The 13373-nt window shown below is 65.9% G+C and carries 9 protein-coding genes; 3 read left to right on the forward strand and 6 right to left on the reverse strand.

Annotated elements, in window-relative coordinates:
* The first annotated feature begins 57 nt into the window (after positions 1-57).
* On the forward strand, positions 58-1710 hold the full coding sequence (locus WKB25_RS12320) for a M28 family metallopeptidase (RefSeq protein WP_340571043.1): 1653 nt from the start codon (positions 58-60) through the stop codon (positions 1708-1710).
* Between the two features lie 129 nt (positions 1711-1839).
* On the opposite strand, the gene WKB25_RS12325 is transcribed toward WKB25_RS12320, so the two are convergent.
* On the reverse strand, positions 1840-3174 hold the full coding sequence (locus WKB25_RS12325; protein WP_340570982.1) for an MFS transporter: 1335 nt from the start codon (positions 3172-3174) through the stop codon (positions 1840-1842).
* Between the two features lie 222 nt (positions 3175-3396).
* On the opposite strand from WKB25_RS12325, the gene yedA reads away from it, so the two are divergent.
* Together yedA and rarD are read left to right on the forward strand one after the other, a co-directional pair.
* Positions 3397-4302, forward strand: a complete 906-nt coding sequence (gene yedA, locus WKB25_RS12330) for a drug/metabolite exporter YedA (RefSeq protein ID WP_340570984.1) — start codon at positions 3397-3399, stop codon at positions 4300-4302.
* On the forward strand, positions 4299-5198 hold the full coding sequence (rarD, locus tag WKB25_RS12335; protein WP_340570986.1) for an EamA family transporter RarD: 900 nt from the start codon (positions 4299-4301) through the stop codon (positions 5196-5198). The genes yedA and rarD overlap by 4 nt, the downstream gene beginning before the upstream one ends.
* A 134-nt stretch (positions 5199-5332) precedes the next feature.
* On the opposite strand, the gene WKB25_RS12340 is transcribed toward rarD, so the two are convergent.
* The 5 genes from WKB25_RS12340 to WKB25_RS12360 all read right to left on the reverse strand — a co-directional run bounded on the left by WKB25_RS12340 (position 5333) and on the right by WKB25_RS12360 (position 13205).
* Positions 5333-8191 (reverse strand): TonB-dependent receptor, encoded by a 2859-nt coding sequence (locus WKB25_RS12340; RefSeq protein ID WP_340570987.1) that lies wholly within the window; start codon positions 8189-8191, stop codon positions 5333-5335.
* Positions 8192-8663: 472 nt separating this feature from the next.
* Positions 8664-9980 (reverse strand): ABC transporter permease, encoded by a 1317-nt coding sequence (locus WKB25_RS12345; protein WP_340570989.1) that lies wholly within the window; start codon positions 9978-9980, stop codon positions 8664-8666.
* Positions 9981-9993: 13 nt separating this feature from the next.
* Complete coding sequence (locus WKB25_RS12350; RefSeq protein ID WP_340570991.1) at positions 9994-11151, reverse strand: FtsX-like permease family protein; 1158 nt, start codon at positions 11149-11151, stop codon at positions 9994-9996.
* Between the two features lie 14 nt (positions 11152-11165).
* Positions 11166-11855: an ABC transporter ATP-binding protein gene (locus WKB25_RS12355; protein WP_025878346.1), complete on the reverse strand. Its 690-nt coding sequence runs from the start codon at positions 11853-11855 to the stop codon at positions 11166-11168.
* Positions 11856-11957: 102 nt separating this feature from the next.
* A complete protein-coding gene (locus WKB25_RS12360) occupies positions 11958-13205 on the reverse strand; it encodes an efflux RND transporter periplasmic adaptor subunit (RefSeq protein ID WP_340570995.1) in 1248 nt (415 codons plus the stop codon).
* Between the last annotated feature and the right edge of the window lie 168 nt (positions 13206-13373).

A 13373-nucleotide genomic window follows, 5' to 3' on the forward strand; every position in this document is an offset into this window, starting at 1 on the left:
ACGACCACGTTACACTCTGGTGACTTCCAAGTTAGCCGTGGTACTGCCGTGAACCCGATGCGCGTGTTGCTGCTGTCGTCCTGCCTGTTCGTCGGTGGTCTGGCCCATGCGGCCAATGACCTGCCCGGCGGCGGCATCGATCCGCAGGCGCTGTCGCGTCATGTGCGCGTGCTGGCATCGGACGAATTCGAGGGCCGTGCACCTGCCACTGAAGGCGAAGAACGCACCGTGCAGTACCTGATCGAGCAGTTCCGCAGCTACGGCCTGCAGCCGGGCGGTGTGGACGGCAGCTGGGTGCAGCCGGTGCCGCTGGTGCGCGCGCAGCTGGATGGCCCGGCCAAGGCCAGTCTTGCCCTGAAGGGCGGCAAGCGGGCGCTGGTCAATGGCGCGGACGTGACCCTGCAGAGCCTGCAGCCACGCAAGCGTGTGCAGATCAAGGATGCGCCGCTGGTGTTCGTCGGCTACGGCATCGACGCGCCCGAGCGCCACTGGAACGACTACAAGGACGTGGATCTGCACGGGAAAATCGCCGTGATGTTGATCAACGACGCCGATTTTGAAGCCGATGCGCCGGGTGCGTTCGATGGCAAGGCGGTGACCTACTACGGCCGCTGGACTTACAAGTTCGAAGAAGCCGCACGCCGTGGTGCCGAAGGCGTGTTGATCGTGCATGAGACCGCACCGGCCGCCTACGGCTGGGCCACGGTGAAGAGTTCGGGCACCTCGCCGCTGTTCGATATCGAGCGCGGCCAGGCCGAAGCGATGGCCCAGCACACGCCGCTGCGTGGTTGGATGCAACGTGAGCTGGCCGAACAGATTTTCGCCGACGCCGGCCTGGATTTCGATGCCGAGAAGCGCAAGGCGATGAACGCGGACTTCCGTCCGGTCGCGCTGGACAACGCCAAGCTGAGCGTCGATTTCACGCTCAAGCGCGAGCAGGTGGTGACCCGCAACGTGGTGGCCAAGCTGCCCGGCGGCGAGCACGCCGATGAGGCGGTGATCTTCTCCGCGCACTGGGATGCCTTCGGGATCGGCCAGGCCGACGCCAAGGGCGACCGCATCCGCCGCGGTGCGATCGACAACGCCACCGGTGTGGCCACCGTGCTGGAACTGGGCCGGGTGTTTGCCGCCGGGCCGCAGCCGCAGCGCACCCTGTACTTTGTCGCGCTGACCGCCGAAGAGAAGGGCCTGCTGGGCGCCAGCTACTACGCCGCGCACCCGCTGGCGCCGCTGGACAAGACCGCTGCGGTACTGAACATCGAGATGTTCAGCCCGGATGGTGCCACCCGTGACATCGCGTCGTGGGGCAAGGGCCGGGTGTCGCTGGAGGGCGACCTGGAACGCGTGGCCAAGGCCCGTGGCCGCAGCTACAGCCCGGATCCGAACCTGGAAGCCGGCTTCTTCTACCGTGCCGACCACTTCGCCTTCGCCCGCCTGGGCGTGCCGGCGATCACCATCGGCCCGGGCCTGGACAAACTGGACGGCGGTGTCGACGCTGGCCGCGCGCTGCGCGAAAAGTACTTCGCCGACTGCTACCACCAGGCCTGCGATGCATGGACGCCGAGCTGGGATCCGGCAGGTCACGCAGCCGATACCCTGCTGGTCTACGACCTGGGGGCCGAGCTGGCCAACAGCCGTCGCTGGCCACAGTGGGAAAAGGAATCGGAATTCCACGGCGCCCGCGAGAAGAGCGAAGCCGCCCGCCGGTAAGCGCACGGCAACGGCGGCCTCTGCTGGCCGGCACTACCACGTCTTCAGCCGCGCTGCCGCAGCAGTGTCCACGCGGAAAACAAAACGACCACCGGCATTGCACCGGTGGCCGCGATCACTACGGCGCGCTTACTTGCGGGTGCCGTCGAGCCAGTTGGGGCCCTTGTTGGTGAGGAAGAACACATAGACCACCAACGATACCGCGATCGTCGCGGTGACGTAGATGGCGAACCAGTCCACGTGGCCGGTCTTCAATGCGCCCTGGTACAACAGCGGCGCGGTGCCGCCGAACAGCGAGTTGGCCAACGCATAGCCGAAGCCCACGCCCAGCGCACGGATGTGGGTGGGGAACAGCTCTGCCTTCACCACGGCATTGATGGAGGTGTAGCCGGTGAGGATGACAAATCCCAGTGCCAGGGTGAGGAAGGCGAGGGTGGCATCGTGCTGGTGAGGCAGCTGGGTGATCAGGTACCAGCTGTACAGCACGCCGCCCACGCCGAAGAACACCAGCAGGCTCTTGCGGCCGATGATGTCCGACAGCCAGCCGCCCACCGGCTGCAGCACCATCAGGAAGGCCAGCACCCCCAGGTTGATCAGCGTGCCGGTCATCGGGTCGTTGCCGGCGAAGGCGCTCTGGATCATCTTCGGGCCGTTCACCGAATAGGTGTAGAAGGCGATGGTGCCACCGGAGGTGATCAGGAAGCACAGCAGCAGCGGACGCCACTGGTGCACGAACAGTTCGTACATCGAGCCGGACTTCTTGTCCTTGCCCTCGCGCGCAGCTTCGATGGAGGATTCCGACAGCGACTCGTCCATGCCACGGCGCAGCCAGAACACGACCACGGCGGCGATGCCACCGATGCCGAAGGCAATGCGCCAGCCCCACTCGGAGATTTCCGGCTTGGCCCAGAACGTCAGCATCACGAACAGGGTCAGCTGGGCCAGCACATGGCCGCCCACCAGGGTGACGTAGTGGAACGAGGACAGGAAGCCGCGTCGGCCGGGAATGGCGGCCTCGGACATGTATGTGGCGCTGGCACCGTACTCGCCACCGGTGGCGAAGCCCTGCAGCAGGCGCGCGAACAGCAGGATGATCGCCGCCCAGATGCCGATGCTGGCAGCAGTGGGGGTGATGGCGATGATGAACGAGCAGAAGGCCATCAGCGTGACCGACACGGTCAACGCCAGGCGACGGCCATGACGGTCGGCGAAGCGGCCGAAGAACCATGCACCGATCGGGCGCATCAGGAAGGTCGCGGCGAAGATCGCCCACACGTACATGGTGGAGTTCTTGTCTTCGGGCGAGAAGAACTGCGATTCGAAGTACACGGCGAACACCGAGTACACGTAGACGTCGTACCACTCCACCAGGTTGCCGGCGGAGCCTTTGAGGGTGTTGGAGATGGAACGCCGCAGGGCGGCGCCATCGCTGGCGGGTACGGCGGGTTGGGACGTGGTGCTCATCTGGGTGGAAATCCTCGATGCGGTGCGTCCATGCGGGAAAGATCGGTGCCAGGGGCGCGCAGTGCGCTGCCGGCCAGCCTCCTGAGTACTGCATCCCACGTCAACGCCGGGGGCCGGAAAGGCGGGCGGGACATGGATGGATGACAGCGTGCCACCACATGGGCTGCCGGACCATAACCAAAACGTCCTAAAATCCGTCTTCCCCCGGCTCTCTGGTGTGTCATGTCGGCTCCCCCCGTTCCGTCTGCGGCTGCCCCCCGGGGTGGCCTTGTCGCGTTGGCGCTGCTGCTGGTCTACGTGGTCTGGGGCTCGACCTACCTGGGTATCGCCAAGGCCCTGCATGGCGGCGCGCTGCCGCTGACGATGGTCTCCGGCAGCCGGTTCATCATTGCCGGCGGCGTGATGTACCTGGCACTGCGCCTGTTCTGGAAGATGCCGCGGCCGAGCCTGCGGCAGTGGCGCAACCTGGCCATCATGGGCGTGACCATGCTGGTACTGGGCAACGGCATGGTGGTGCTGGCCGAGCGCGAGGTGTCATCCGGCCTGGCCGCCACGGCGGTGGCCTCGGTGCCGCTGTGGATGGCGTTGTTCTCGGCCCTGCGCGGCCAGCGCGCCAGCAGGGGCGAATGGCTGGGCATTGCCGTTGGCTTCGTCGGCGTGGTCTGGCTCAACGCGGGCAGCAGCCTGACCGCATCGCCCACCGGGCTGGTGCTGCTGCTGATCGCACCGGTCGGCTGGGCGTTCGGCTCGGTGTGGGCACGCGGGCAGGACCTGCCGGGTCCGTTCATGACGGCCGCCGGGCAGATGATCTGCGGTGGTGTGCTGCTGGTGCTGATCGGCCTGGTCGTCGGCGAGCGCCCAACCACGCTGCCCGATACCGGTGGCCTGTTGGCGATGGCCTACCTGTGCGTGTTCGGTTCGATCGTGGCGTTCACCGCCTACGTCTGGCTGCTGCAGAACGTGCGCCCGGCGCTGGCCGGCAGCTATGCCTACGTCAATCCGGTGATCGCGGTGCTGCTGGGTGCGGCATTGAACGGCGAACGTTTCGGCTGGCGCGACTTCCTTGCCATGGCAGTGATACTTCTGGGTGTGGTGGTACTGACGATGGCAAGGACACGCAAGCGATGAGCATGGACGAGAAAGAACAACGCCGGGGCCTGCTGGTCACCGCGTCCACCTTCGTGCTGTGGGGGCTGGTGCCGGTCTACTGGCACCTGCTGAACGAGGTGCCGTCGTTCCAGATCATCGCCCACCGCATCATCTGGAGCACGGTGCTGGTTGTGGCCTGGCTGCTGATCGCATCGCGGCTGGGCTGGTGGAAGAAGATCGCCGCACAACCGCGCGCGCTGCCGATCCTGGCGGTATCGAGCCTGACCATCGCCTTCAACTGGGGCCTGTACATCTGGGCGGTCAATGCCGGTCACGTGATCGAGACCAGCCTGGGCTACTTCATCAACCCGCTGGTGAACGTGCTGCTGGGCGTGCTGGTGCTGAAAGAGCGCCTGCGCCGCGTGCAATGGGTGGCCGTGGCCATCGCTGCGGTGGGCGTGGCCTGGTTGACCATCGATGCGGGTACGCCGCCGTGGATCGCGCTGGGCCTGGCCTGCTCGTTCGGTCTGTACGGCCTGCTGCGCAAGCTGGTGTCGGTCGACCCGGTGGCGGGGCTGGGGGTGGAAAGCCTGTATCTGTTCCTGCCGGCGCTGGGCTTTGCGCTGTGGGCCGAGAACGGCCATGGCGGCGGCTTCTTCGGTGGCTGGGGCTGGGGCAACGATCTGCTGTTGATCTTCGGTGGCGTGGTCACGGCGGTGCCGCTGATCGGTTTCGCCTACGGGGTGAAGCGCATTCCGCTGTCGCTGGTCGGCATCCTGCAGTACATCGCACCTAGCCTGCAGCTGCTGCTGGGCGTTTTCTTCTTCCACGAGGCCTTCGATACCGGCAAGGCAATCGGCTTTGCCGCGATCTGGGCCGGGTTGATCCTGTTCATCACCGACAACGTGCGTGCGATGCGCGCTGCCAAGCGGTAGCACTGCGGGGTCAGAGCCCTTCGCGTTGCGCAGGGATCCGACCCTGCAAAAAAGAACGGCGCCCCGAGGGGCGCCGTTCTGCTTCCATCCACGGCCAGGAGAGAGTTGGCCGGGGCGGGAACGCGGTTGCAGGCTTAGAAGCGCTGCTGGTACTTCATGTACATGAAACGACCGATATCGAAGCCACCGTAGTAGGTGAAGCTGCTGTTCGGCTGGCTGTACATGATCGGACCCTGGTGGTCGAACACGTTGTTCAGGCCCAGCGACACGGTGCCATCCCACGGCAGGCTGTAACGCACCTGCAGGTCGTGGAAGGTGTTGGAACCCACCTTGCGGCTCGGCTGTGCATCGGTATACGGCGAGACGAAGTCGGCCATGTTGCAGTCCGGGCCACCGCCCAGATCGTACGAGCAGGCTTCCTTCATGCCAGAGTAGTAACGGGCGGTCCAGCCGATGCCCAGGTTGCCGTACTGCCAATCCAGGTTGACGGTCGAACGCACGCGGAAGTCGCCGGCCCAGCCCACGCGCTGCTCCACCGGCGTGGTGGCGGCGCTGTCGTTGCGCTGCTCCAGGTAGTCGGTGTAGGTGGTGTTCCAGTTGATGGCGAACTTGCCGTATGCGGTTTCCGGCAGGCGGTAACGCACACCGATGTCATAGCCGGCGGTTTCGCGGTAGCCGGCGTTCACCAGCGAGCGATCCAGCGCCGAGACCTGGCCACGGGTGGTCGCAGTGGTGGAACGGGTGAAGCGGCCGCACGCCGAATCCACACCCTGCACGTAGCACTGGTTGAGGATGTCGGTGGCCGACTCGCCGACGATGGCGTTGTCGATGCGGATCTTCCACCAGTCCAGGCTGACATCCAGACCCTGCACGAATTCCGGGCTGTAGACCAGTCCGACGGTCCAGGTCTTGGCGGTTTCCGGCTTCAGTTCCGGGTTGGAACCGGAGTTGAAATCGGAGGTGGCCTGCTGGCCCGGGCGGTTGGCAAGGTTGCCGTCCGAACCGGTCTGTTGACGGAAGTTGGCCGGTACGTTCAGCGCCTGGCAGCGTGCTGCCACGGTCGGGCTGCTGGCGGCGATGCCGAACTTCGTATCGCATGGATCGGTGAACGAATCGCGGCTGGACACCGCGCCACCGTAGAGATCGTCCACGGTGGGTGCACGGAAGCCGGTGCCGTAGGTGGCGCGCACCAGCAGGCTGTCGATCGGCTTCCACTTCAGGCCGAACTTGCTGTTGGTGGTCGAACCGAAGGTGTTGTAGTCGGTGTAGCGACCGGCCAGGTCCAGCGACAGCTCACGGGCGAAGGCCATGTCAGCCAACAGCGGTACCTGCATTTCCAGGTAGACCTCGTTGAGCGAGTAATCGCCACGGGTCGGCTGGCCGGTGGTACCGGCGATCTGGCCCTTCTGCACCATCAGGTCCGGGGTGTAGCTGGCTTCTTCGCTGCGGTGCTCGAAGCCCATCGCGCCCATGATGTCGCCGGCCGGCAGGGTGAACAGCGAGCCGGAGATGTTGGCGCTGGCGACCTTGGTGGTGCTGCGCATCTTGTCGACGAAGCGGGTGAACAGGTAGTCCTGCACATCCTGGTTGCCCAGCGAGCCCGGGCCGGTGTAGCCCATCGGCGCAGCCGGATTCCACGGCACGCAGCCAGCGATCACCGCACCCGGCGTACCGCAGCGGGCAACGTCGCCGTCCATGAAGGACGGGCCGACGGCCAGGTTGACGTGCGGCTGGTACATGCTGCCGGTGCCGACGCGCTCGCCTTCATTACGGTTGTACATGTAGCTGACGTTCCAGTCCCAGTAACGCGAACCGGTTTCGAAGCTGCCTTCCAGGCCGAGGCTGGCACGCTTGGTTTCCAGCGTGTTCTCGGTACCGCGCGGCAGCTCTTCGGTGCGGTGCGAGAACAGCACGTCCTGGCCCCACTTGTTGAAGGTGCTGTCCTTGGACAGCGCAGCGCGGGTGCCGTTGCGCGACTGCGCAGCCGAGACCGAGTACGGGTAGCCGGCCAGGTGCTTGGTCGACTCGCGCTTGCTGTACAGCGCGTCGGCGACGATGCGCAGGTTGTCGGTGATCGAGAAGCCGCCGTTGGCGAACACCGAGGTGCGCTCCAGGCCGCTCAGCAGGCTCATGTTGGTCTTGGCGTTGGCGCCGTCGGCCGGGTTGGGCGTGTGGAAGTTGCCAGCGCTGCTCGGGTCGCCGCCCGGGCCAACGGTCAGCGGCTTGCCACCGACGGTGACGGTGCCCCACTGGGTGGTCGGGCTCAGCGCGTCGACGTCGTCGGCGTGGCGCGGGCCACCCGGGTAACGGCTGAACTCGCGTGCCTCGCCGAGGATTTCGTCTTCCTTGGTGCGCTCGGCGCCGACGCTGAACCAGCCGCGGTCGAAGGTCTTGCCGAAGGTGGCGCTGTAGGAGCGCTTCTGGCCGTCGCCTTCACCGTACTGGCCGACATAGACGCTGGCTTCGCCACCGTCGAAGTTCTTGCGGGTGATGATGTTGACCACGCCGGCGATGGCGTCCGAGCCGTACAGCGCCGAAGCGCCGTCGGTCAGCACTTCCACGCGCTCGACGATGGCGGACGGAATCGAGGCCAGGTCGGAGTAACCGCCGGCGCTGACGCCCATGCGGCGGCCGTCGATCAGCACCAGGCTGCGTTCCGGGCCGAGGTTGCGCAGGCTGACATACATACCGCCGAAATCGCGCGAAGAGCTCAGCGAGGACGAACGGCTCAGGCTCGGAGCGCCGGCTGCAGTGACGTCCTGCAGGATGTCGGCAACGTTGACGTAGCCCTTCTTCTCGATGTCGGCGCGGTTGAGTGCCACCACCGGCTGCGCGGTCTCGACACTGGCCTGGCGGATGCGCGAGCCTGTGATCTCGATGCGGTCGAGGTTGGTGGGGGTATCACCGGCTTCCTGTGCGAAAGCGGGCGTGGTGCTACTGGCGGCCAGCGCGATGACGATCGCGTTGCGCAGCGGGGTGGTCTTCAGGGACATCCGTGAAATCTCGTGTTTCAGAAAAAACATGCGTCCGTTCTATGGACGCGTGGGGTGCTGCAAACCAACGTGGGGGCCGGATTCTAGAGTGTTTTCATCGGAAACTGTTTGTCCGCGCGCGCTGTAACGCCGCGAAAATGAATCGCAACCAACAATCCACAGGTGCACTGTGCGCAACGTCACGCGCGTTGTGTCTGCGATGGGCAGAGGCATCGATAGCGGCGGTGATTGCGCAATCTGTAGCGATGCGGGTGCGCATGCCTTCATCCACGCATGGCGTGGATCTACTGGATCCCGCACGCGCCACATCGGTAGATCCACGCCATGCGTGGATAGGCATTAGTAGATCCACGCCATGCGTGGATAGCCGCGCAGTAGATCCACGCCACGCGTGGGATGGCGCGCAGAACGAAAAAGGGACGGAGCCTTCGCTCCGTCCCTGCGCAATGCTCATTCAATCAATGCCTGGTGCTCAGGTCTCGCGCAGCGCCGTGGTGATCGGCAGCCGCGCGGCGCGCAGTGCCGGGAACAATCCACCGACCAGGCCGATACCCAGCGCCCACTTCAGTCCACTCCACAGCAGTTCCGGCGATACATGGAACTTGAACACCACCGCGCTGAAATTGCTGCCGATGGTGGACACGCTGTAACCGTTGAACAGCAGCCATGCCACTGCACAGCCAAGCAATCCGCCGAGCAGCGCCAGCAGCATGGTTTCCAGCATCACCGCAGTCACCACCGGCAGGCCACGGAAACCGATCGCACGCATCGTGGCGATCTCGCGCGCGCGCGTGGCCACGGCGGCATACATGGTGTTGAGCGCGCCGAACACGGCGCCCACTGCCATGATGGTGCCGATCACCTTGCCGAGGATGTCGATCAGCTTGGTCAAGCCGCCACCCTGCTTGCTGTAGTAGACGCGGGTGGTTTCCACGTCCAGCTTCAGGCGCGGATCGGCGGCGACGGCGGCCTTGAACTGCTCGAAGCCGGCCTTGCCATCGGTGCGCACGCTGATCGACTGCCAGGCACTGCGCTGATAGGTGGTGGCCAGCGTATCGGCGTCGGTCCACAGTTCCGAATCATGCGCATCGCCGGTGGCGAACACACCTACGACCGTCCAGGTCTGGTTGCCCAGGGTGAGTGTTTTGCCAACGTCCATGTCGCGGAACTGGCTCTTGGCACCCTGGCCGACCACGATCTCGCGCAGGCCGGCGGCGAACCGGCGGCCCTCGACGATCTTGACCTTGTCATGCACGGCCCACGCCTGCGGGCCGACACCGCGGAACTGTGCGTTGACGTCGGTGCCATCGGCCTTGGACACCAGGTTGACCACCTGCGAGAGCTCCGGCGACAGCAGCGGCCGCCCCTGTGCATCGCGGCTGATGCCGGGCAGGGTGGACAGCGTGGGCACCTGTTCGCGGGTGATGACCGAGTTGGTCTCGGCTTGCGAGCCGCCGCGCAGCACGATCGCGGTGGTGTCATCGCCGGTGTTGTTGAGCGTGGCCTGGAAGCCTTCGCCCATCGCCAGCATCGCCACCAGCACGCCGACCACGCCGGCGATGCCGACCACGATCACCGAGGAGGCACCCCAGCGCTGCGGCAGGCTGGCAATGCCGATGCGGGTGGCGGCCAGCGCCAGCCTGCCACTGCGGGTGAGCGCCAGCCACAGCCCCACCAGCACCGCGATGGCCAGCACGCCGATCCAAGGCAGGCCGATCCACACCGCCAGGCCGACGGCCAGCAACAGCACGGTCACCGCGTTTCCCAGCCACTTCTTGAGCTTGTTCATGTCGGTGTCCTCTTCAGCGGCCGGCGAGCGCGTCGACGATCTTCAGGCGCTTGGCGCGCAGTGCGGGCAGCAGCCCGACCACGATGCCGATCACCACGATCAGGACGATGCCCACCAGCCAGGTCGGCGTCGGTACGTGCGGCGGCAGCATGCCCATGCTCTTGGGGCTGATGGCCGGCAGGATCAGTGCCGCCAGGCCCATGCCGATCAGTCCGCCGAGGCCGATCAGCAGTACCGATTCGACCATCACCAGGGTCAGCACCGTGCTGTCCTTGAAGCCCAGCGTCTTCAGCGTCGCCAGTTCCGGAACGCGCTCGCGCACCGCCTGGGCCATGGTGTTGCCGGTCAACAGCAGCAGGGTGAAGAACACCGCGCCCATGATCGAGGTGACGATCATGCCGATGTCGGCGAACTGCTTGACGAAGGCCTGCTGGAACGCGGACTCGGTCTGGGTCTTGGTTTCGTGGTCGGAGTTGGCCGAGATCGCATCGATGGCCTGCGCCACCCGCGACGACTGCTCCGGGTTGTCCAGCGTCACCGTGTACCAGCTCACCTGGTTCTTGATGTAGTCGTTGGATTCATCGAAGTACTTCCAGTTCATCATCAACTGGCGTTCTTCGTTGGCCGCCAATGCACGATCCTTCGAGCGGTAGATACCCTTCAGTTCCAGCGGCCAGTCGTTGCTGCCGCCACGCGGGAAGATGGTGGCCTGCAGCGGGATGGTGTCGCCGACCTTCCAGCCGAACTGCTTGGCCAGCGTCTCGCCGACGATCGCGCCGGTACGGGTCTGCTGCCAGTCCTGCAGCTGCGCCGGGTCGATCTGCAGCTCGCGGTAGACATCGAAGTAGTTCGGCGCCACCGAGAAGTTGGGGAAGAAGTTCTTCGGGTCCTGGTAAATGCCGCCGAACCACATGCCGTAGGTGACATCGCGCACGCCGCTGACCTGGCGGATCTGCGTTTCCAGGCGGATCGGCAGCGACTGGGTGATCGACAGGCGCGAGGCCACCACCAACCGGTTGGCACCTTCCACACTGCCGCCGGACGAGAACGCCACGCGTACCGAGTCGAGCATGCCGAACAGCAGGAACGCGGCCACCACCGACAGCAGGGTCAACAGGGTGCGGGTGCGGCTGCGGAACAGCTGCGCCCACACCAACGAGAAGTATTTCATCGCTGTGGCCTCCGTCAGTGGGCCAGCGGGGCGTCGGCCAGCTCGCCCTTGTCCAGGTGCACCGTATGGGTGGCGTACTCGGCGGCCTTCGGATCATGGGTGACCATGATGATGGTCTTGCCATGTTCGCGGTTGAGCTGCTGCAGCAGGCCCAGGATTTCTTCGGCGGACTGGCGGTCGAGATCGCCGGTCGGTTCGTCGCAGATCAGGAACGTCGGGTCGGAGACGATCGCGCGGGCAATTGCCACGCGCTGCTGCTGGCCGCCGGACAGTTCGTTGGGGCGATGGCTGCGGCGGTCGGCCAGGCCGACCAGGGTCAGCGCGATCTCCGCGTTGCGCTTGCGCTGCGCCGCGCTGAGGTGGGTCAGCAGCAGCGGCAGTTCCACGTTCTTCTGCGCGGTCAGCATCGGCATCAGGTTGTAGAACTGGAACACGAAGCCGACATGATGGCTGCGCCACGTCGACAGCTGGCCGCCGCTCATCTGGTCGATGCGCTCGCCTTCGATGCTGATCTCGCCGCCGGTGGGGTTGTCCAGGCCGCCGATCAGGTTGAGCAGGGTGGTCTTGCCGGAACCGGACGGGCCCATCAGCGCGACGAAATCGCCGCTGGCGATATCCAGGTCGATGCCGTGCAGCACCTGCACTTTCTCGGGGCCACGCTGGTAGGTCTTGGTGATGTTGCGCAGTGAAACCAGGGTCGACATGGGTGGTTCTCCACGAAAGGCGGGAAACGGGGAAGCGCACCGGCGGAGGCCGCGGGCGTGCATCGAGCGGTACTGCCGGCGGCGCCCGTGGGCGCCAGACCGTTACTGCGCTTGCTTCTGCTTGACCTTGGTGCCATCGCGCAGGGTGTCCGGCGGATTGACCACCACCGACTCCCCCGCGCTCACGCCCTTGAGGATCTGGCGGTCCTTGCCCATCGCCTGACCGGCCTCGACGGCGCGCTGCTGCACGCGGTTCTCGTCGCCCAGCACGAAAGCCACGGAGGCGCCCTCGCGCTGGACCACTGCACCGCCTGGCACGCGAACGCCCTGCGGTTTGCTGGCCGCCTGCGGCTGCGCCTGTTCCAGGAAGCTGACCCGCACGCCCATCTCCGGCACGATGCGCGGGTCTTTCACCTTCAGTGCCACCCGCACCTTTACCGTGGCCTTGCCGCGATCAGCGGTGGGAATGATGGCAATCACCTCGGCCGGGATCTTCCAGTCCGGGTAGGCGTTGAGCGTGGCTTCCACCGGCATCTTCGGCTGCACGCGGCCGATGAAGGCTTCGCCGACCTCGACTTCGATCTCCAGCGATTCCATGTCGACGATGGTGCCGATGCCGGTACGGGTGAAGCCACCGCCGGCCGACAGCGGCGAGACGATTTCACCGGGCTGTGCTGCCTTGGCGGTGACCACGCCGGAGAACGGCGCGCGCACGATGTTGTTGTCTACGCCGAGGTCGGCGATGGACAGCTGGTCGTTGGCCACCTTGACGTTGCGCCGTGCGGTTTCCAGCTGCGCACGCAGGCTGTCACGCTGGGCCACGGCCTGGTCGTACTGCGAACGCGAGACCAGCTGCTGGCCGACCAGCGCCTGCAGGCGGCTGGCCTCGGCGGCGGCCTGCTTCTGCTGGGCTTCCAGGCCGACCACCTGGCTGCGTGCGGCCTGCAGCTGCGAGGCATACAGGCTGCGCTGCGCGTCGGCGTCGATCGGGTCCAGGGTGGCCATGACCTGCCCCTGTTCCACCCGCATGCCTTCCTCGATCATCACCTCGCGCACCTTGCCGGTGATCTTGGCCGACACCGTGGCCATGCGCCGGGCGACCACGTAGCCGCTGGCATCGAGCACCGAGCTGCTGGCGCTGCCCTGCTGGATGGCCACCGCCGGCGCGGTGTCCACTTCCACGGTGGGCGCGCGGCCGAACAGTGCGAACGCACCGCCGGCCAGCAGCACGATGATCACGGCCACGGCGATCCACAGCCAGCGGCGGCCACCACTGCCGCCACTGGAGGCGGGCGGCGGTGACTTGCGGTCTATACGGAGTTCCTTCAACAGCTCGGCAGAAGCGTTCATTCGTTCCATCACAGGCGTTCGGGCGGGTGTGACCGGAAGGGCAGCAGCGGCGGTTCCGGCGGTGGAGCGTGCGGCACAGCATGAAGGCAGGTGCATCGGCGATGGCAGTGACAGCTGTCATCCGATGTCATTGACGGCGGCAACTGCGAAATGTGACCACGGCGGCAC

Origin of the sequence: Stenotrophomonas sp. G106K1 (assembly GCF_037969685.1) — a bacterium.
Lineage (GTDB): Bacteria > Pseudomonadota > Gammaproteobacteria > Xanthomonadales > Xanthomonadaceae > Stenotrophomonas > Stenotrophomonas lactitubi.

What these genes read in the sequence shown, in the direction of transcription:
- WKB25_RS12320 (WP_340571043.1), top strand. Translation starts at nt 58, where the DNA reads ATGCGCGTGTTGCTGCTGTCGTCCTGCCTGTTCGTCGGTGGTCTGGCC.
- WKB25_RS12325 (WP_340570982.1), bottom strand. Translation starts at nt 3,174, where the DNA reads ATGAGCACCACGTCCCAACCCGCCGTACCCGCCAGCGATGGCGCCGCC.
- yedA (WP_340570984.1), top strand. Translation starts at nt 3,397, where the DNA reads ATGTCGGCTCCCCCCGTTCCGTCTGCGGCTGCCCCCCGGGGTGGCCTT.
- rarD (WP_340570986.1), top strand. Translation starts at nt 4,299, where the DNA reads ATGAGCATGGACGAGAAAGAACAACGCCGGGGCCTGCTGGTCACCGCG.
- WKB25_RS12340 (WP_340570987.1), bottom strand. Translation starts at nt 8,191, where the DNA reads ATGTCCCTGAAGACCACCCCGCTGCGCAACGCGATCGTCATCGCGCTG.
- WKB25_RS12345 (WP_340570989.1), bottom strand. Translation starts at nt 9,980, where the DNA reads ATGAACAAGCTCAAGAAGTGGCTGGGAAACGCGGTGACCGTGCTGTTG.
- WKB25_RS12350 (WP_340570991.1), bottom strand. Translation starts at nt 11,151, where the DNA reads ATGAAATACTTCTCGTTGGTGTGGGCGCAGCTGTTCCGCAGCCGCACC.
- WKB25_RS12355 (WP_025878346.1), bottom strand. Translation starts at nt 11,855, where the DNA reads ATGTCGACCCTGGTTTCACTGCGCAACATCACCAAGACCTACCAGCGT.
- WKB25_RS12360 (WP_340570995.1), bottom strand. Translation starts at nt 13,205, where the DNA reads ATGAACGCTTCTGCCGAGCTGTTGAAGGAACTCCGTATAGACCGCAAG.